Here is a 17,778-nt window from a genome sequence, read left to right as displayed (position 1 = left end):
TGTGGGGCGGGCTGGCGTTGCGCTGGCTCAGGCTGTCTTGAACGGGCTGCGTTCGTGCAGTTCGCTCAGGTACTCAGCCACCCCGGCGCCTTCGCGCTGCAGGAACCGCTCCACCGCGTCGGCAAAAGCCGGGTGCGCCAGCCAGTGGGCGCTGGTGGCCTGCACGGGCAGCAGGGCGCGGGCCATCTTGTGCTCGCCCTGGGCGCCGCCCTCAAAGCGGATCACGCCGTGCTCGATGCACCACTGCAGTGGCTGGTAGTAGCAGGCTTCGAAGTGCAGGCAGTCCACGCGCTCCAGCGCGCCCCAATACCGGCCGTAGGCCACAATGTTTTGGTCTTTTTGGCTGCCAGCGCTGGATGGCAAAGCGCTGATAGCTATCAAACTGCTAGCAATTGGCTGGCCGTCGCGCTCGGCCACAAACAGCAGCCAGGCCTCGGGCATGTGGGCCGCCATGCGGGCGAAGAAGTCCCGCGTGAGGTAGGGCGGGTTGCCGTGTTCGAGGTAGGTGCGTTCGTAGCAGCGGTAGAAAAAATCCCAGTCGGCTGCACTGATGTCCGCCCCGCGCGACCAGCGAAACGTGACCCCGGCATCCGCCACGCGGCGGCGCTCCTGGCGGATCTTCTTGCGTTTGTCCTGGGCGAGGCTGGCCAAAAAATGGTCGAAGTCTGAGTATTGATTGTTCTTCCAATGGAACTGCACGGTGTGCCGCAGCATCAGGTCTTGCTGCGCACTGGTCAGCACGTCGTCGTCGCTGGCAAACAGGATGTGCACGGACGACACGTTTTCGTCCTCGCACCACTGGCACACGGCCTGCACCAGCAGAGCGCGTGCAGCATCGTCACGGGCCAAAAGGCGGCTGCCCGGCACGGGGGTGAAGGGCACGGCGATCACGGCCTTGGGGTAGTAGGGCACGCCGTGCTGCTCGTAGGCGCTGGCCCAGGCCCAGTCGAACACGTACTCGCCGTAGGAGTGGTTCTTGAGGTACAGCGGGCAGGCGGCAATCAGGGTGTCGCCCTCCCACAGGGTCATGAAGCGCGGCGCCCAGCCGGTGCGTGGGGTGGCGCTGTCGCTGGTCTCCAGGGCGGCCAGGTACTCGTGGCGCATGAAGGGCGTGGGGTGGCTTTGCTGGGCCAGCAGGGTGTTCCAGGCCGCAGCATCCACGTCCAGCGCAGTGGCAAGTACGCGGGCGATAATGGCAGATTCAGCCATGCACGCCCCGGGTTTGTTTTGCAAGCTGCGGGCCCGTGTGGGCGGTGTTCAACCTGGCCGCAGGGGCCGATTCCAGTTCCATGACGCTCTCCATTTGCACTGCGCAGCTCAACTTTGTTGTGGGCGACATGCCCGGCAACGCCCAAAAGATCATTGCGGCGGCCCGCGAGGCGTATGCCCAGGGCGCCCGCTTGCTGCTGACGCCCGAGCTGGCGATTTGCGGCTATGCGGCCGAAGACCTGTTCCTGCGCCCCGCCTTCATTGCGGCCTGTGATGATGCCGTGAAAACCGTGGCCCGCGAGACTGCGGGGTTGAAAGGCCTGGCCATTGTGCTGGGCCACCCGCAGGCCGTGGCGCCCGATGCTCCGGCGTTCAGCGCTTGCTTCAATGCCGCCAGCCTGCTGCGCGATGGGCAGATCGAGCAGACCTATGCCAAGCGCGAGCTGCCCAACTACCAGGTGTTTGACGAGCGCCGCTACTTTGTGGCGGGCGACAAGTCTTGCATCTTCGAGGTGGAAGGCGTGCGCGTGGGGGTGCTGGTGTGCGAAGACGCGTGGTTTGCCACCCCTGCACGCGATGCTGCCGTAGCGGGGGCACAAATGCTGGCGGTGATCAATGCATCGCCTTTCCACCTGGGCAAGAGCGCCGAGCGCGAAGCCACCATGCGCGAGCGGGTGGCCGAGACGGGCTTGCCGCTGGTGTACGCGCACCTGGTCGGCGGGCAGGATGAGGTGGTGTTTGAAGGCCGCTCGTTCGCGCTCAATGCCGATGGCACGGTGGCCTGCCGGGGGCCGGGTTTTGAAGAAAAACTGGTGTTTGCGCAGGTCCATCAAGCGCAATCTGCTATAAAAATTGAAGCAGACGTAGCTCCAGAGAAAAGCCTGGAGGCCGACCTGTGGGATGCGCTGGTGCTAGGCGTGCGCGACTATGTGGGCAAGAACGGCTTCCCTGGCGCGCTGCTCGGGCTGTCGGGGGGCATCGATTCGGCCCTCGTGCTGGCGATTGCCGTGGATGCGCTGGGGGCCGACAAGGTGCGCACGGTGATGATGCCTTCGCCCTACACGGCCGACATCAGCTGGATCGACGCGCGCGACATGGCCGAGCGCCTGGGCGTGCGCTACGACGAGATCTCCATCAAGCCGCAGTTCGAGGCCTTCAAGGCCGCGCTCGCCAGCGACTTTGCAGGGCTACCCGAAGACACGACCGAAGAAAACCTGCAGGCGCGCATCCGGGGCACGCTGCTCATGGCGCTGTCCAACAAGTTCGGATCCATCGTGCTCACCACGGGCAACAAGAGCGAGATGTCCACGGGCTACTGCACGCTGTACGGTGACATGGCAGGGGGCTTCGCCGTGATCAAGGACGTGGCCAAGACCCGCGTGTTCGACCTGGCCCGCTGGCGCAACGCCAACGACCCGTATGGCACGGGCGCCAGTCCGATTCCAGAGCGAATCATCACGCGCCCGCCCAGCGCCGAGCTGCGGCCCGACCAGAAAGACCAGGACAGCCTGCCGCCCTACGAGGTGCTGGACGCCATCGTGGCGCGCTACATGGAGAACGACGAGCCCATCGAGTCCATCATCGCCAGCGGCTTTGAACGTGCCGATGTGGAGCGTGTCACGCGCCTCATCAAGCTCAACGAGTACAAGCGCCGCCAGGCGCCGGTAGGGATTCGCGTCACGCGCCGCAGCTTTGGCAAGGACTGGCGTTACCCTATCACCAGCAAATTCAGGGCGTGACGCTTCGGCGCTGCGCTTTCAGACCCCTTTTTTTACATCCTCCAGGAGACCCGCCATGAAAATGATCACCGCCGTCATCAAGCCCTTCAAGCTCGAAGAAGTCCGCGAAGCCCTGGCCGAGTGTGGCGTGACCGGTCTCACCGTGACCGAGGTGAAGGGTTTTGGCCGTCAGAAGGGCCACACCGAGCTGTACCGTGGCGCCGAGTACGTGGTGGACTTCCTGCCCAAGGTCAAGGTCGAGGTTGTCGTGAAAACCGAGGACGTGGACCGCTGTGTGGACGCCATCGTGAATGTGGCGCGCACCGGCAAGATTGGCGACGGCAAGATTTTTGTGACGGCTGTGGAGCGTGTGGTGCGTATCCGTACTGGGGATCTGGACGACGCGGCTGTGTAAGGCTCCCCCCTTAGTCGCTGCGCACCTTCCCCCTGAGGGGGACGCCACCAGTGGCCTGGCAAAGCCAGTTCCACGGTGGCGCTGGCCTTGCGCTGCGCCAGTTTTTTGAAGGCCGTTAGATCACCGAGCGCAGCGGGACGGGCGCTTGGTCGGGGCCGGCGTCTTGCACCAGCGTGCGCAGCAGTGCCTCGGCATCGGTAGAGGCGTGCAGCAGGCCCATCTGCCATTCGCCCATGAAGCCGCTGGTCACGCTGGTCTGCAGAAAGTCCAGCAGGCCGTCGTAGTAGCCGGCCACATTGAGCAGGCCCAGGGGCTTGTCGTGGTAGCCCAGCTGGCGCCAGGTCCACACTTCAAACAGTTCTTCAAAAGTGCCGATGCCGCCGGGCAGGGCCAAAAAGGCATCGCTGCGCTCGGCCATCATGGCCTTGCGTTCGTGCATGGTCTGCACGATGTGCAACTCGTCGCATTGGCGGTTGGCCAGCTCTTTGTCGACCAGCGCCTGGGGAATCACGCCCACTACGCGCCCGCCCGCAAGCCGCGTGGCTTCGGCCACCGTACCCATGAGGCCGCTGCGGCCGCCGCCATACACCAGCTGGCCGCCGTACTCGCCAATCCATTGGCCCACGGCTTTGGCAGCGTCGGCAAAGGCCGTGTTCTCGCCAGGTCGCGAGCCGCAATACACACACACGGAAAAAGTCGGTTCAGCCATGGAAAATCCTCTGAAAAACCGCTGCACCCCAGATGCCCGCGCACAGCAGCAAGGCCAGCAGTACGGCAGCGCTGCCCATGTCCTTGGCGCGTTTGGAAAGGTCGTGCCACTCGGGGCCGATGCGGTCGATGGCGGTTTCGATGCCGGTGTTGAGCAGCTCCACGATCATCACGATCACCACAGAGCCTGCCAGCAGCGCGGTTTCTACCCAGCTTTGCCCCAGCCAGAGAGACGCGGGCAGCAGCACCAGGGCGGCAATGGCTTCCTGGCGGAATGCCTTTTCGTTCCAGCCTGCGCGAAGGCCTTCGATGGAGTAACCCGCAGCGTGCCAGATGCGGTTCAAGCCCGTGCGGGCCTTCTGGGGGTTGGCGGGCGCGGAGGACTCGGGTGGGGACAGGGGCATAGGGATATTGTGTCGCAGCCGCATGACAGCGGGCGTTGCAGCCCGCGCGCGGGTGCTACTTTTTCGGAAGCTCGAAGTGCACCAGGCGCGTGCCTGCCAGGGCGTCGTGCCAGAACTGCCGCTCGGGATGAAAGCGGCTCAGGATGGCCCAGATGGCAACCCAGCCGAACAGCAGCACCAGCACTTCAATGGCCGAGACCCCCAACAGATAGGCTGCCAAGGGCGGCAGGAACCACACCCAGCTCAGCAGATAGCGCAGCAGCGCACGCGCCTGGGTGATGGGTTGCCCGGCGGTGTCCACCACACGGATGAGCCAGGTCTTTTGAGCCAGGGTCTGGCCTTTGGCCCAGAACCAGGTGAAGTAAATGCCAAACACCACAAACAGAAAGGCCTGCAGGGCGTGCCGGTTGTCCAGGGCGTGGCGGGTTTGGCTGAGGGTGCCGAACAGGTAGCCTGCAATGAAGACCACCCCGAACATGAGCATGCCCTCATACAGCCAGCAGGCCATGCGGCGCCACAAATTGGGCGTGGGGCCGAGGGCGGCGGAAGAGGTCTTTGCAGAGAGGGATGCCTGCGGTGCTGGGGCGGGAGGGGTGGCGGTCATTCCAGAAGGCGAAAGCAAGGCGGAGAGTGTCGGCCAGCGACGGGACTACTGAGGATACAGGCCAGAGTTGTCGGGAGTGACCATGGGCGCTGTTGTCGCAGGTGTTTCTGCGGAACCTGCGCCCAGAGGGGGGAGTGCTGCTGGTATTGCCACCGGAATCGAGACGGGGGCAGTCTCGACCACGTTGGAGGCCGGATTTTGCGTGGGCACGCCGGTCGCCGGGGGCGCCGTGGGGGTGACCGGTGCCGCCACACGGGGGGCGCTGTGGTCGAGCACGGGCGGAATCTTCGGTGCGTTGGGGCGGCTGGGGTTGGCCTGCGTGGCCGCAGGAACCTGGGCCAGCTTCTTGGGCGACACGGGGCGCAAGGCCGTGGCGGCGCCCTTGGGCTTGGGGGCGGCACGCGCAGCCAGCGCACGTTTTTCCTCGTCGGACAGCGCCTGGTATGCCTCCCACTGGGCGCGTTTGTCGTCGCGGGCAAGCCGGTTGGTGACTGCATAGTTCAGCCGGGCCTGGTTGCGCTGCTGTGCGCTCAGGCTGGCCCAGTCCGTCATGCGGTCATGAAATTTGGCCTGTTCTTCTTCAGGAAGCGCCGAGAAATTGGCGGCCAGCGCAAGCCAGCGGCGCTTTTGCGCTTCGCTGATGAGCGCCCAGCGCTCTGCCAGTGGGTACAGCGCCAGTTTCTGGGGCGTGGTCAGGGTTTCCCAGCCCGGGCCGGTCTCGACCTGTGGCACTGCCATGGCGCCAGGCCGGGTGGACGTGCGGGCATTGTTGGGGCTGGCAACCGCAGCTTCAGCCCCCGCAGGCAGCAGGGTGCCGGGTGCCATGCGCATCTGTACCAGCACCTGGCCACCCACCGCTGCGAGCACGCCCAAGAGCGCCAAAGCCAGCACGAAGGCTGGCAGGGCAGGGGAAGCGTCGGGTGAACTTGGGTGCATGCAGTACGCGGTCGGGGGCGGGGCTCAGTTCGACGGGGCAGAGGTTTTGAGGAATTGTACGAAGCCAGGGTCAGCGTAGGCTGCTGGCGGCAAATCGTCGGTCAAAAGGGCTGCATCGACTTCGGCCAGGTCATTGGCGCTGCTTTCGTCCTGGGCAATGTTGATGACCACCAGCCCCACCACCAGTGCCATCAGCGGAACGGCAGACACCAGTGCATTCCACCAGCCGCCACCCTCGTTGCCGCCACGGCCCAGCGTGGCACTGCCACCCGCATGCACCACAACGGGTGCAGCCAGACGCACCGGCACGGTGTCTTTCTTGCGCTTGGCAAGGGCTTGCATGCGCGAGGCGCGCAGCCGTTCGGAAATGTCGTAAGGCAATTCGTCGGTGCCGCTGGACAAGCGCGCCGTGACGCGCAGTGCAAAGCGCTCTGCCGCAGCTTCTGCCTGTGTCGATGGGGTCTGTACAGTGTTCATGGCTCGATTCCTTTGGCCTTCAGTGCCTTGCTGAGGGTTTGTATGGCACGAAAACAGTGCGTTTTGACGCTGCCTTCGGAGCAGCCCATGGCGGCTGCCGTTTCTGCTACATCCATTTCTTCCCAGTAACGCATCAGGAACGCTTCCCGTTGACGTGGGGGCAGCTCGGCAATCTCGGCTTCGATCCCGTGAAAAATCTGCGCCCGCCGGGTCAGATCCTCAGCGCTCTCTGCCCGTTCCCCATTTTCTGGTCCTGAATACGCTTCAAGCAGATCAAAATCCATGCCATCTTCGCCGGGACCTTCAAAGTCGCTCATGCTCGAAAACAGTGCATTGCGGGTTTTCTGGCGGCGAAACCAGTCCAGCGTGCAGTTGGAAAGTATGCGCTGGTAGAGCATGGGCAGCTCAGCCGCCGGCTTGTCACCATAGTGCTCTGCCAGCTTGAGCATGCTGTCCTGCACGATGTCGAGCGCCGCTTCCTCATTGCGAACGTGGTAGACCGAGCGCTTGAATGCGCGCTTTTCTACACTTTTGAGGAAGTCGGAGAGTTCTCGTTCGGTTGCCAAGACGGGTCAGCCCGGGAGGGGATCGGTGCCGGTGAGTTCACAAAAATGTGGCTATCCGGCACGTGGAGCCTTTAATTATCGCATCCGCCGGGGTTTTTTTCGGGGGATGGCAGTTTTACATGTGTTGCAGTGCGATAATCGCCACTGCAATTCAAAGGCAAACGGGTCACGGTCCGGCGCGGCAATCATCCCGCCCATGTCCTTGGCCTCAAGTTCCAAGCTGGCTTCACAAGAGCGCATGTTAGGAGCACCCAAGGTTTTTCGTCAGAGAAATTCACAAAGGTTGATCGATCATGGAAATCTCCAAGGCTGAAATCTCTTCAGCGGCCGCTGCTTCGCAGGGCAACACCTCCCCCGCTTCCGGTGCTCAGGACCTCATGGGTTCCGAGATCCTCATCAAGTCGCTTCAGGCTGAGAACGTCCAGTACATCTGGGGCTATCCCGGCGGTGCAGTTCTCTACATCTACGACGCGCTCTACAAACAAGACACCATCCAGCACGTGCTGGTGCGCCATGAGCAGGCCGCCGTGCACGCTGCCGACGGCTATGCCCGCGCCACGGGTGAAGTGGGCGTTGCGCTGGTCACATCCGGCCCAGGTCTCACCAACGCAGTGACCGGTATCGCTACGGCGTACATGGACAGCATCCCGATGGTGATCATTTCCGGACAGGTGCCCACGCCCGCCATCGGGCTGGATGCCTTCCAGGAGTGCGACACGGTCGGTATTACCCGCCCCATCGTCAAACACAATTTCCTCGTCAAGGACCCGCGCGATCTGGCCATGACGATGAAGAAGGCCTTCCACATTGCCCGCACCGGCCGCCCCGGCCCCGTGGTGGTGGATGTGCCCAAGGACGTTTCCTTCAAGAAGGTGCCGTACAGTGGCTATCCACAAAGCGTGGAAATGCGCTCGTACAACCCTGTGCGCAAGGGCCATGGTGGTCAGATTCGCAAGGCGCTGCAACTCCTGCTGGCGGCCAAGCGTCCCTACATCTACACCGGCGGTGGCGTGCTGCTGGGCAATGCCACCAATGAGTTGCGCACGCTGGTGGACATGCTGGGCTACCCGGTCACCAACACGCTGATGGGCCTGGGTGCATACCCCGCATCGGACCGCAAGTTCCTGGGCATGCTGGGCATGCACGGCACCATCGAGGCCAACAACGCCATGCAGAACTGCGACGTGCTGTTGGCCGTGGGCGCGCGTTTTGATGACCGCGTGATCGGCAACCCCAAGCACTTTGCGCAGAACGACCGCAAGATCATCCACGTTGATATTGACCCGTCGAGCATTTCCAAGCGCGTGAAGGTCGATATCCCGATCGTCGGCGACGTCAAGGACGTGCTCACCGAGCTGATCTCCATGATCCGCGAGAGCAGCACGCGCCCTGACTCGGGTGCTCTGGCCGCCTGGTGGGACACCATTGAAGGCTGGCGCAAGCGCGACTGCCTCAAGTACAGCATGGGCAGCCCAGACGTCATCAAGCCCCAGTACGTGGTCGAAACGCTGTGGAACATGACCAAGGACGCGGACACCTACATCACGTCCGACGTGGGTCAGCACCAGATGTGGGCCGCGCAGTACTACCGCTTTGACGAGCCACGCCGCTGGATCAACTCTGGCGGCCTGGGCACCATGGGCGTGGGCATCCCGTACGCCATGGGCATCAAGCTGGCAAAGCCGCAGTCCGAGGTGTTCTGTATCACTGGCGAAGGCTCGGTGCAGATGAACATCCAGGAGCTGTCCACCTGCCTGCAGTACAACACGCCGATCAAGATCTGCTCGCTGAACAACCGCTACCTGGGCATGGTGCGGCAGTGGCAAGAGATCGAATACTCCGGCCGCTACAGCCACAGCTACATGGACGCGCTGCCCAACTTCGTGAAGCTGGCAGAGGCGTACGGCCATGTGGGCATGTTGATCGAGAGTCCCAAGGACGTAGAGCCCGCTCTGCGCGAAGCCCGCAAGCTCAAGGACCGCACCGTGTTCATGGACTTCCGCACCGACCCCACCGAGAACGTGTTCCCGATGGTCCAGGCCGGCAAGGGCATTACCGAGATGCTGCTGGGGTCGGAGGACCTTTAAGCCAAATCGGCCTCCAGCGCTTGTTCATCAAGCGCTACCAGCTATCGAATAGATAGCATTCACTTTTTGACGAATCTATTGCCTGCCAAGCCCGTGCATTACCGTGCACGGGGGAGGGCAGCGAAAAGAGGAATCTGCACCTATGAAACACATCATTGCCGTTCTGCTGGAAAACGAACCCGGTGCGCTGTCGCGCGTTGTAGGCCTGTTTTCTGCCCGTGGTTACAACATCGAATCGCTCACCGTGGCGCCCACTGAGGATCCATCGCTCTCGCGCATGACGATCCAGACCACGGGCTCCGACGATGTGATCGAACAGATCACCAAGCACCTGAACCGCCTCATTGAGGTCGTGAAGGTGGTGGATCTCACCGAAGGTGCCTACACCGAGCGCGAGCTCATGATGGTGAAGGTGCGCGCGGTGGGCAAGGAGCGCGAGGAGATGAAGCGCATGGCCGACATCTTCCGTGGCCGCATCATCGACGTGACCGAGAAGAGCTACACGATTGAGCTGACCGGCGACCAGTCGAAGAACGACGCTTTTCTGCAGGCCATTGACCGCACCGCCATCTTGGAAACCGTACGTACGGGTGCCAGCGGCATCGGCCGCGGCGAGCGCATCTTGCGCGTGTAAGACAATTCACCCCGTTTTTCCCATTTCAACCCCCAACAACGCATTTCAACCGGAGCGACCCATGAAAGTTTTCTACGACAAAGACACCGACCTGAGCCTGATCAAAGGCAAGACCGTGGCCATCATCGGCTACGGCTCGCAGGGCCATGCCCACGCACAAAACCTGAACGACAGTGGCGTGAAGGTCGTGGTCGGCCTGCGCAAGGGCGGTGCATCGTGGGACAAGGTCGGCAAGGCTGGCCTGACGGTTCTGGAAGTCAACGACGCCGTCAAATCCGCTGACGTGGTCATGATCCTGCTGCCCGACGAAGACATCGCAGCCGTCTACAAGAACAACGTCGAACCCAACATCAAGCAAGGCGCCTCGCTGGCCTTTGCCCACGGCTTCAACGTGCACTACAACCAAGTCGTGCCCCGTGCTGACCTGGACGTGTGGATGGTGGCGCCCAAGGCCCCTGGCCACACCGTGCGCAACACCTACACCCAAGGCGGCGGCGTGCCCCACCTGGTGGCCGTGCACCAAGACAAGTCCGGCAAGGCCCGTGACTTGGCCCTGAGCTACGCAGCTGCCAACGGCGGCGGCAAGGCCGGCATCATCGAGACCAACTTCAAGGAAGAAACCGAGACCGACCTGTTCGGCGAACAAGCCGTGTTGTGCGGCGGTGCCGTCGAGCTGATCAAGATGGGTTACGAAACCCTGGTTGAAGCTGGCTACGCCCCTGAAATGGCCTACTTCGAATGCCTGCACGAGCTCAAGCTCATCGTGGACCTGATCTACGAAGGCGGCATTGCCAACATGAACTACTCGATCTCGAACAATGCCGAGTACGGTGAGTACGTGACCGGCCCTGAAGTGATCAACGAGCAGTCGCGCGCCGCCATGCGCAATGCCTTGAAGCGCATCCAGAACGGCGACTACGCCAAGATGTTCATCCAGGAAGGCCGTCTGAACTACCCTTCGATGACAGCCCGTCGCCGCAACACGGCCGACCACAGCATCGAAAAGGTGGGCGGCCAACTGCGCGCCATGATGCCTTGGATCGCCAAGAACAAGCTGGTCGATCAGACCCGCAACTGATTCTCCATCGCTGGAGCATCACGAGGCCACTTCGGTGGCCTTTTTCGTTGGCGGTCGGTCCTGTTGGCAGGCGCTACACTGCGACCTTCGCCTTGATGGCGCGCGGCGATCTGTCTGTGCAGCGGGAATTGCCGGATACTATAAATTTAATAGCTGCTCACGCAATATGGGCAAGCGCTGGAGGTCAATTTAATGCATGACGGCAATGAATCCACCGACAACCCCGGTGTGATGGTGCGCAAACGGCGCAAGGGCATCTACATCCTGCCCAACCTGTTCACGCTGGCGGCATTGTTTGGGGGCTTCTATTCGATCGTGATGGCCATGAACGGCCGTTTCGATATGGCGGCCGTGGGCGTTTTTTGTGCGATGGTGCTCGACAGTCTTGATGGCCGGGTAGCGCGCATGACCAATACCCAGAGTGCGTTTGGCGAGCAGATGGATTCGCTCTCCGACATGGTGTCCTTTGGAGCGGCGCCTGCCCTGATCGCCTATGAGTGGTCCCTCCAGGGGCTGGGCCGCTGGGGCTGGATTGCCGCATTTGTGTACTGCGCCTGTGCCGCGCTTCGCCTGGCGCGCTTCAATGTGAATACCGGCGTGGTGGACAAGCGCTATTTTCAGGGGCTGCCTTCGCCAGCCGCTGCAGCTTTGGTGGCGGGGTTCATCTGGCTGATGACCGAGCTGGGCGTGCATCCTGGTGAAGACCACTGGCTGACCTGGAGTCAGACGACCTGGATCATGTTCGCATTCACGCTGTACGCGGGGCTCACCATGGTGACCAATGTGCCGTTCTACAGCTTCAAGGATGTGCAGATGAAAAAGAGCGTGCCTTTTGCAGCCATTGTGTTGATCGCGCTGGGCATTGCCATCATCAACATCCACCCGCCCATCGTGCTGTTTGGTGTGTTCGTGTTCTACGGCCTGAGCGGTTACGGCGTGTACGCCTGGCGCAAGGCCAAAGGACAGCACAGCAGCGTGATCAGCACCTCGACGGACGAACCGGACGAACGTGGACTGCACAAGTGATTGGAATGATGTCTGGCCAGTTGTGCTACATTGCACCGCATGAATTCGTTTGCACTGGCTCTACTGCTACCTCCCTACGGGCGGAGACAGTAGGCGCACGCGCACACTTTTTCCACAAAGGCCCGTATGCACCCGCAACGGGCCTTTTGTTTTGGGCGCCAGATTTTTAGTGTTGCGGGCCAATTCCACCCCACCAGTACCAGGAGAAACAACATGGCTGACAAACTCATCATTTTCGACACCACCTTGCGCGATGGCGAGCAGTCCCCCGGCGCCTCGATGACCAAGGATGAGAAGCTGCGCATTGCCCGTCAGCTGGAGCGCCTGAAGGTGGACGTGATCGAAGCCGGTTTTGCGGCCAGCTCGAACGGCGATTTCGAGGCGGTGCAGGCGATAGCCAATGCCATCAGGGAGTCCACCATCTGCTCGCTGTCGCGCGCCAATGACCGCGACATTTCCCGCGCAGCAGAAGCGCTTGCAGGGGCGAACAGCGCGCGCATCCATACGTTCATTGCCACCAGCCCGCTGCACATGGAAAAGAAGCTGCGCATGACGCCAGAGCAAGTGCTGGAGCAGGCCAAGCAGTCGGTGCGTTTTGCGCGCAACCTGGTGGGAGATATTGAGTTCAGCCCCGAAGATGGCTACCGCAGCGACCCAGACTTCCTGTGCCGCGTGCTCGAAGCTGTGATCGCCGAGGGTGCCACGACCATCAATGTGCCCGACACCGTGGGCTATGCCATCCCCGAGCTGTACGGCAACTTCATCAAGACCCTGCGCGAGCGCATTCCCAACAGCGACAAGGCCATCTGGTCCGTGCACTGCCACAACGACCTCGGCATGGCCGTGGCCAATTCGCTGGCTGGTGTGAAGATTGGCGGCGCGCGCCAAGTGGAATGCACGATCAATGGTCTGGGTGAGCGCGCTGGCAACTGTTCGCTCGAAGAGGTGGTGATGGCGGTCAAGACCCGCCGCGACTATTTCAACCTCGATCTCAACATTGATACCCAGCACATCGTTGCGGCCAGCCGGATGGTCAGCCAGACCACGGGGTTCGTGGTGCAGCCGAACAAGGCGGTGGTGGGGGCCAATGCCTTTGCGCACGCCAGTGGTATCCATCAGGATGGCGTGCTCAAGGCGCGCGATACCTACGAAATCATGCGTGCCGAGGATGTGGGCTGGAGCGCCAACAAGATCGTGTTGGGCAAGCTCAGCGGCCGCAACGCCTTCAAGCAGCGCCTGCAGGAACTGGGTGTGAGCCTGGACAGTGAAACCGAAGTCAACACCGCTTTCACGCGTTTCAAGGAACTGGCCGATCGCAAGAGCGAGATTTTTGACGAGGACATCCTGGCACTGGTGAGTGATGAGAGCGTGACCAGCGAAAGGGAGCAATATGGCTTTGTCTCTCTGTTCCAGCAGAGCGAAACGGGTGAGCACCCCCGAGCACGCATCGTCTTTACGGTAGACGGCCAGGAGGTGCGGGGCGAGTCCGAAGGAAACGGCCCTGTGGATGCCTCGCTCAAGGCCATCGAATCGCATGTGAAGAGTGGTGCGGAGATGGTGCTGTACTCGGTGAACGCCATCAGCGGCTCGACAGAGAGCCAAGGCGAGGTCACCGTGCGCCTGCAGAACAGTGGCCGCGTGGTCAACGGCGTGGGAGCAGACCCCGATATCGTGGTCGCTTCGGCCAAGGCCTATCTGAGTGCGCTGAACAAGTTACAAAGTAAAGCTGACCGGGTGGCTGCACAGGGTTGAACGATCAATTTATAATTTCATTCACTTTCTTGGAAAGTCGCGCAAGGTATTGATCTTGCGCGACTTTTTTTGATTCTGTACACTGCTCAACACTTATTACCGTTTGGAGCACTTTGATGCACCATCGCCACCGCGCCGCAGTGACCCGTTTTTTCCATGTTTTGGGCTTTGTCGTTGTCAGTACGGCGCTGGTTGTGCCGATTGCGCACTCAGGGGAGCGCTCCAAGGCGCCAGCCAAAAAGCAGCAAGTCAGTTCGGCCAATGCCAAGCGCGCTGCTCCGGCCCGCAAGGTCGCTACCAATACCCGGGCTGTGCGTGTCACGGCCAAGACCGCCAAGGCGCCGACCCGTGTGTCCTTTGTGCCTGCCAAGCAGTCGTTCGGGCAAATGGCGGGGCTGCATGAGGTGAGTGATCCGCTGGACCTGAAGTCCAGCGTCGCACTCGTCATCGACCAGGACACGCATGAAGTCCTGCTCAGCAAGAATGATCAGGCCGTGCTTCCCATTGCGTCCCTGACCAAGCTCATGACGGGCTTGCTGATTTCCCAGGCCAAGCTGCCGATGGATGAGCCCATTACGATCACCCAGGATGACGTTGATACTGAAAAAGGCAGCCGCTCGCGCCTGACCGTGGGCTCTACGTTGACCCGGGGCGAGATGCTGCACTTGGCGCTCATGTCCAGCGAGAACCGCGCAGCGCATGCGCTGGGTCGTACGTACCCTGGTGGCCTCGAAGCGTTTGTTGTGCAGATGAATGTCAAGGCCCGCCTGCTCGGCATGACCGATACCCGTTATGTTGAGCCAACCGGCCTTTCCAGCCGCAACCAGTCCAGCGCACGTGACCTGGCTACTTTGGTGAATGTGGCGCATGGTGATCCCCTGCTGCGCGAACTGTCCACGTCACCGGGATATGAGGTGGCAGTGGGCCCCAAAACATTGCAGTACAACAACACCAATGGGCTGGTAAAAAACCCCACCTGGGACATTGGCCTCCAGAAAACCGGCTACATCTCGGAAGCAGGGCGCTGTCTGGTGATGCAAACCCAGATCGCCGGGCGCAAGCTCATCATGGTGTTTCTGGATTCGGCGGGCAAATTCAGCCGCCTGGGTGATGCTGAGCGTGTGCGCCATTGGGTGGAGTCGATGCCGTCATTGACGGCGCCTTTGCAGGCCCGTGCAGGGTCCAATGGGTGAGGCAGTTAATCCTGTAGCTTGTACATCCATCCCTTGTGCGCCAAGCATTTGGTGCTGGTAGCGTCGGCGGAATTTCGTGCCGACTGCCTTGTGCGCTGATTTGATGAATCCACCGGCCGACCGGGCATCACTGCCCGCGTCGGTTTTTTGCATGGATCAGGCCCGGCTGCGGTAGCTGTCGTGTCCCGAGGCTCAGCGAAGTCCCGGACGCAAACCCGCATCACCGGATGCCGACGCTTCCATGCTGGGTGTGTGACCCAGAGCCAGAGAAATCTCGTTGGCCGTGGCTTGGAGCTTGGGAAGCCATCCTTCGTCCAGTCGATCAGCGGGTGCTGATATGGACAGTCCGGCTACCAGCTTGCCTTGGTCATCGTAGACGCCAGCGGCCATGCAGCGCACGCCCAGTTCCAGCTCTTCGTTGTCGCGGGCAATACCGTACTGGCGTGCTTTGGCGAGTTCGCGCTCCAGGATGGGCAATTGGGTGATGCTGTTGCGGGTGTGTCCGGCCAGACCGGTTCGGGTGGCATAGGCCCGCACGCGCTGGGGGTCGTCCAGGGCCAGAAATAGCTTGCCTGTGGAGGTAAGGTGCAGAGGGGCCCGTCCGCCAATGGCGCGCACCACCTGCATGCCGGAGCGCTCACTGTAGGCACGTTCGACATACACAATTTCGTCGCCCTGGCGCATGCTCAGATTGACGGGCTGCTGGATTAGCTTGTGAAGATTGCGCATCGGGGTCAGGGCTGCATCGCGCACGCTCAGGCGCGCTTTTACGAGGTTGCCTAGTTCCAGCAGGCGCATGCCCAGTCGGTAGCTGCCCGATTCTGGCCGATCCACGAAACGGCCAATCGTGAGGTCGTTCAGGATGCGGTGCGTGGTGGACGGGTGCAGCCCTGTTTTCTCGCTGATTTCCTTGAGAGATATTGCCTCTTCGCGTGACGCCAGAACATCGATCAGCGTAAACATGCGTTCAAGCACCTGAACGCTGGGTTTGACGGGGATGCTGGGATCGTTTTTTTTCATGGACGGCGATGCAGTGACGGCCGCAGCATTTTATCTTGTGAAATGCGAGCCTGCATTCACGCGCTCAGATTCGCACCCGGGCTGGAGCGATGCCACTGGCCATCGGTCCGGATCTCGTGGGGGTGAAAGCGCGCCTTGTAGTTCATCTTGGGGCTGGCCTCGATCCAGTAGCCCAGGTACACATGGGGCAACTCCAGGGAGCGTGCCTGGGCAATCTGCCACATCACGTTGTAGGTGCCGTAGCTGCAATGTGGCTCGGGTTCGTAGAAGGTATAGACCGCCGAAAGCCCGTCGTCGAGCACGTCCAGGATGGACACCATCTTGAGCGCGCCGGGCTCTCCTGTTATGCCATCTGTTTCGCGGAACTCCACCAGACGTGAATTCACCCGGCTTTGCAGCAGAAACTGCGTGTATTGGTCGATGCTGTCATGGTCCATGCCGCCGCCCGCATGGCGGCCGTTCTGGTAGCGCAGATACAGCTGATAGTGCTCGGGTACAAAACACAGGCGCAATACCCGCGCCTGCAGATTGCCGTGCCGCACGGTAGCGCGCCGCTGGCTCCGATCCGGCTGAAACTCGTTCACCAGCACGCGCAAGGGGGTGCAGGCCTGGCAGCCATCGCAATAGGGGCGGTAAGTGAACATGCCACTGCGGCGAAACCCCTTGGCCACGAGATCGGAATACACATCGCTCTGGATCAGGTGGCTGGGCGTGGCGACCTGCGACCGTGCCTGCCTGTCCGGCAGATAACTGCAGGGGTAAGGGGCTGTCGCGTAGAACTGCAGGGTCTGCAGTGGTAGGTCATTGAGTTGCGTCATGCCGTGGGCGCCGTGAAGGGCAGCAGCTCGTTCCAGTATACGGGTTCAAACGACCACGAGAGGGCGGGCTGGTCCAGTGCGTTTTGTATGTGAAACAGGAACTGGGCTCGCGAGATTTCGTGGGCTCCCAATGAGGCCAGATGCCGTGTGTTCTGTTGGCAATCAATCATTGTCACACCCTGGCGGCGGCACAAGGCCACCAGGGCTGCAAGCGCGATCTTCGATGCATCGGTAGCGTGAGCGAACATCGATTCACCGAACACCGCCTGCCCCAGTGCGACGCAATACAGGCCGCCTGCCAGTTTTCCATCGATCCAGGTTTCAACGCTATGAGCATTGCCCGCAGCATGGAGGCGGGTGTAGGCTTCAACCATCTCGGGCACGATCCAGGTGCCAGCCTGCCCGTCGCGCTCCTTGGTAGCGCAGGCCGTGATCACTTCCAGGAAGTTGTGGTCTATGCGGATCTCGCAGGCTGTATTCGCTCGGAATGCCTGCAGGGTCCTGCGAAGCGAGCGATGGAGTCGGAAGTTCGCCACGGGCAAGACCATGCGTGGATCGGGAGCCCACCACAAGATGGGTTGCCCCGGGCCGTACCAGGGGAACGTGCCCTGGGCATACGCCGCTCGCAGATGCGCTACATCCAGCGTGCCACCGGCAGCCAGGAGTCCGGGGGCGGGGTCGTCGGGTCCCCATGCTTTCGCAGGGTCGGGTAGCGGATCTTCAAGCTCCAGCCAAGGCAGTTGCGGGGGCATGGGGTTGCAATACAAATAGGACTTGCGCAAATCGGCGTGCAACGGCCGCCTCGCATTGGGATGAGCCGCTTGGCTGGGCCAGTTTTGTGCAAGTCATGACAAAGAACTGTATTGTCAGGCAGGCACAGGGGTGGTGGATTTTCTTGAGGCGTATGAATGAAAAAGCCCACCATGCGTGAACATGGCGGGCTTCTTGGCTGGCTCCTCGACCTGGGCTCGAACCAGGGACCTACGGATTAACAGTCCGGCGCTCTACCGACTGAGCTATCGAGGAATGATCGGTATGTAAAAGGCCCCGCGTACACATGCAGGGCCTGCAAAATTCTTGGCTCCTCGACCTGGGCTCGAACCAGGGACCTACGGATTAACAGTCCGGCGCTC

The 17,778-nt window shown here is 61.6% G+C and carries 18 protein-coding genes and 1 tRNA gene; 8 read left to right on the top strand and 11 right to left on the bottom strand.

Annotation, left to right across the window (positions count from 1 at the left end; translation table 11 throughout):
• Positions 1 to 27 precede the first annotated feature (27 nt).
• Positions 28 to 1,209 (bottom strand): GNAT family N-acetyltransferase, encoded by a 1,182-nt coding sequence (locus tag ACODS0_RS11890; RefSeq protein ID WP_488835110.1) that lies wholly within the window; start codon positions 1,207 to 1,209, stop codon positions 28 to 30.
• An 80-nt stretch (positions 1,210 to 1,289) separates the two neighbouring features.
• Between ACODS0_RS11890 and ACODS0_RS11885 the strand changes: the two genes are divergently transcribed.
• Both ACODS0_RS11885 and ACODS0_RS11880 read left to right on the top strand, forming a co-directional pair.
• Complete coding sequence (locus ACODS0_RS11885; RefSeq protein ID WP_488835108.1) at positions 1,290 to 2,948, top strand: NAD+ synthase; 1,659 nt, start codon at positions 1,290 to 1,292, stop codon at positions 2,946 to 2,948.
• 55 nt (positions 2,949 to 3,003) lie between these two features.
• Entirely contained in the window at positions 3,004 to 3,342 is a 339-nt protein-coding gene (locus ACODS0_RS11880) for a P-II family nitrogen regulator (protein ID WP_007857855.1), read from the top strand.
• Between the two features lie 115 nt (positions 3,343 to 3,457).
• Here ACODS0_RS11880 and ACODS0_RS11875 read toward each other — a convergent pair whose 3' ends face one another.
• The 6 genes from ACODS0_RS11875 to ACODS0_RS11850 are packed head-to-tail and all read right to left on the bottom strand — an operon-like array spanning position 3,458 to position 7,037.
• On the bottom strand, positions 3,458 to 4,051 hold the full coding sequence (locus tag ACODS0_RS11875) for an LOG family protein (protein WP_488835105.1): 594 nt from the start codon (positions 4,049 to 4,051) through the stop codon (positions 3,458 to 3,460).
• Positions 4,044 to 4,454 (bottom strand): diacylglycerol kinase, encoded by a 411-nt coding sequence (locus ACODS0_RS11870; RefSeq protein WP_431152731.1) that lies wholly within the window; start codon positions 4,452 to 4,454, stop codon positions 4,044 to 4,046. Before ACODS0_RS11870 ends, ACODS0_RS11875 begins: the two co-directional genes overlap by 8 nt.
• Before the next feature lie 55 nt (positions 4,455 to 4,509).
• Complete coding sequence (locus ACODS0_RS11865) at positions 4,510 to 5,058, bottom strand: RDD family protein (protein ID WP_055393768.1); 549 nt, start codon at positions 5,056 to 5,058, stop codon at positions 4,510 to 4,512.
• Positions 5,059 to 5,103: 45 nt separating this feature from the next.
• Positions 5,104 to 5,994, bottom strand: coding sequence for a DUF3106 domain-containing protein (locus ACODS0_RS11860; protein WP_488835102.1), 891 nt, complete (start codon positions 5,992 to 5,994; stop codon positions 5,104 to 5,106).
• A gap of 24 nt (positions 5,995 to 6,018) precedes the next feature.
• Entirely contained in the window at positions 6,019 to 6,471 is a 453-nt protein-coding gene (locus tag ACODS0_RS11855) for a DUF3619 family protein (RefSeq protein ID WP_121506719.1), read from the bottom strand.
• Positions 6,468 to 7,037: an RNA polymerase sigma factor gene (locus ACODS0_RS11850; protein WP_121419806.1), complete on the bottom strand. Its 570-nt coding sequence runs from the start codon at positions 7,035 to 7,037 to the stop codon at positions 6,468 to 6,470. The genes ACODS0_RS11855 and ACODS0_RS11850 overlap by 4 nt, the downstream gene beginning before the upstream one ends.
• A gap of 293 nt (positions 7,038 to 7,330) precedes the next feature.
• Here ACODS0_RS11850 and ACODS0_RS11845 point away from each other — a divergent pair, with 293 nt between their 5' ends.
• From ACODS0_RS11845 to pbpG, 6 genes are all read left to right on the top strand, one after another.
• Positions 7,331 to 9,124 carry an acetolactate synthase 3 catalytic subunit gene (locus ACODS0_RS11845; protein ID WP_055393777.1) on the top strand — a complete coding sequence of 598 codons (1,794 nt, stop codon included), beginning with the start codon at positions 7,331 to 7,333 and terminating at the stop codon, positions 9,122 to 9,124.
• 142 nt (positions 9,125 to 9,266) lie between these two features.
• Positions 9,267 to 9,758: an acetolactate synthase small subunit gene (ilvN, locus tag ACODS0_RS11840; protein WP_007857867.1), complete on the top strand. Its 492-nt coding sequence runs from the start codon at positions 9,267 to 9,269 to the stop codon at positions 9,756 to 9,758.
• A gap of 61 nt (positions 9,759 to 9,819) precedes the next feature.
• A complete protein-coding gene (ilvC, locus tag ACODS0_RS11835) occupies positions 9,820 to 10,836 on the top strand; it encodes a ketol-acid reductoisomerase (RefSeq protein WP_055393779.1) in 1,017 nt (338 codons plus the stop codon).
• A gap of 192 nt (positions 10,837 to 11,028) precedes the next feature.
• Positions 11,029 to 11,862, top strand: a complete 834-nt coding sequence (gene pssA, locus ACODS0_RS11830; RefSeq protein ID WP_055393781.1) for a CDP-diacylglycerol--serine O-phosphatidyltransferase — start codon at positions 11,029 to 11,031, stop codon at positions 11,860 to 11,862.
• A gap of 213 nt (positions 11,863 to 12,075) precedes the next feature.
• A complete protein-coding gene (locus ACODS0_RS11825) occupies positions 12,076 to 13,614 on the top strand; it encodes a 2-isopropylmalate synthase (RefSeq protein WP_121419808.1) in 1,539 nt (512 codons plus the stop codon).
• A 116-nt stretch (positions 13,615 to 13,730) separates the two neighbouring features.
• Positions 13,731 to 14,807, top strand: coding sequence for a D-alanyl-D-alanine endopeptidase (gene pbpG, locus ACODS0_RS11820; RefSeq protein WP_488835097.1), 1,077 nt, complete (start codon positions 13,731 to 13,733; stop codon positions 14,805 to 14,807).
• Between the two features lie 192 nt (positions 14,808 to 14,999).
• Here the strand turns inward: pbpG and ACODS0_RS11815 are convergent, their stop codons facing one another.
• From ACODS0_RS11815 to ACODS0_RS11800, 4 genes are all read right to left on the bottom strand, one after another.
• A complete protein-coding gene (locus ACODS0_RS11815) occupies positions 15,000 to 15,827 on the bottom strand; it encodes an IclR family transcriptional regulator (RefSeq protein WP_055393786.1) in 828 nt (275 codons plus the stop codon).
• A gap of 56 nt (positions 15,828 to 15,883) precedes the next feature.
• Positions 15,884 to 16,645: an arginyltransferase gene (locus ACODS0_RS11810; protein ID WP_488835094.1), complete on the bottom strand. Its 762-nt coding sequence runs from the start codon at positions 16,643 to 16,645 to the stop codon at positions 15,884 to 15,886.
• A complete protein-coding gene (gene aat / locus ACODS0_RS11805; protein WP_488835092.1) occupies positions 16,642 to 17,397 on the bottom strand; it encodes a leucyl/phenylalanyl-tRNA--protein transferase in 756 nt (251 codons plus the stop codon). The genes ACODS0_RS11810 and aat overlap by 4 nt, the downstream gene beginning before the upstream one ends.
• Before the next feature lie 198 nt (positions 17,398 to 17,595).
• Positions 17,596 to 17,671 (bottom strand) — tRNA-Asn (locus ACODS0_RS11800).
• Between the last annotated feature and the right edge of the window lie 107 nt (positions 17,672 to 17,778).

The sequence above is a fragment of the Acidovorax sp. FG60 genome, from assembly GCF_057808995.1.
This window is presented reverse-complemented; position numbering and strand designations above follow the sequence as displayed.

Bases quoted from the DNA above. Each gene is read 5' to 3' on its own strand.
- ACODS0_RS11890 (WP_488835110.1), bottom strand. From the start codon at position 1,209: ATGGCTGAATCTGCCATTATCGCCCGCGTACTTGCCACTGCGCTGGAC.
- ACODS0_RS11885 (WP_488835108.1), top strand. From the start codon at position 1,290: ATGACGCTCTCCATTTGCACTGCGCAGCTCAACTTTGTTGTGGGCGAC.
- ACODS0_RS11880 (WP_007857855.1), top strand. From the start codon at position 3,004: ATGAAAATGATCACCGCCGTCATCAAGCCCTTCAAGCTCGAAGAAGTC.
- ACODS0_RS11875 (WP_488835105.1), bottom strand. From the start codon at position 4,051: ATGGCTGAACCGACTTTTTCCGTGTGTGTGTATTGCGGCTCGCGACCT.
- ACODS0_RS11870 (WP_431152731.1), bottom strand. From the start codon at position 4,454: ATGCCCCTGTCCCCACCCGAGTCCTCCGCGCCCGCCAACCCCCAGAAG.
- ACODS0_RS11865 (WP_055393768.1), bottom strand. From the start codon at position 5,058: ATGACCGCCACCCCTCCCGCCCCAGCACCGCAGGCATCCCTCTCTGCA.
- ACODS0_RS11860 (WP_488835102.1), bottom strand. From the start codon at position 5,994: ATGCACCCAAGTTCACCCGACGCTTCCCCTGCCCTGCCAGCCTTCGTG.
- ACODS0_RS11855 (WP_121506719.1), bottom strand. From the start codon at position 6,471: ATGAACACTGTACAGACCCCATCGACACAGGCAGAAGCTGCGGCAGAG.
- ACODS0_RS11845 (WP_055393777.1), top strand. From the start codon at position 7,331: ATGGAAATCTCCAAGGCTGAAATCTCTTCAGCGGCCGCTGCTTCGCAG.
- ilvN (WP_007857867.1), top strand. From the start codon at position 9,267: ATGAAACACATCATTGCCGTTCTGCTGGAAAACGAACCCGGTGCGCTG.
- ilvC (WP_055393779.1), top strand. From the start codon at position 9,820: ATGAAAGTTTTCTACGACAAAGACACCGACCTGAGCCTGATCAAAGGC.
- pssA (WP_055393781.1), top strand. From the start codon at position 11,029: ATGCATGACGGCAATGAATCCACCGACAACCCCGGTGTGATGGTGCGC.
- ACODS0_RS11825 (WP_121419808.1), top strand. From the start codon at position 12,076: ATGGCTGACAAACTCATCATTTTCGACACCACCTTGCGCGATGGCGAG.
- pbpG (WP_488835097.1), top strand. From the start codon at position 13,731: ATGCACCATCGCCACCGCGCCGCAGTGACCCGTTTTTTCCATGTTTTG.
- ACODS0_RS11815 (WP_055393786.1), bottom strand. From the start codon at position 15,827: ATGAAAAAAAACGATCCCAGCATCCCCGTCAAACCCAGCGTTCAGGTG.
- ACODS0_RS11810 (WP_488835094.1), bottom strand. From the start codon at position 16,645: ATGACGCAACTCAATGACCTACCACTGCAGACCCTGCAGTTCTACGCG.
- aat (WP_488835092.1), bottom strand. From the start codon at position 17,397: ATGCCCCCGCAACTGCCTTGGCTGGAGCTTGAAGATCCGCTACCCGAC.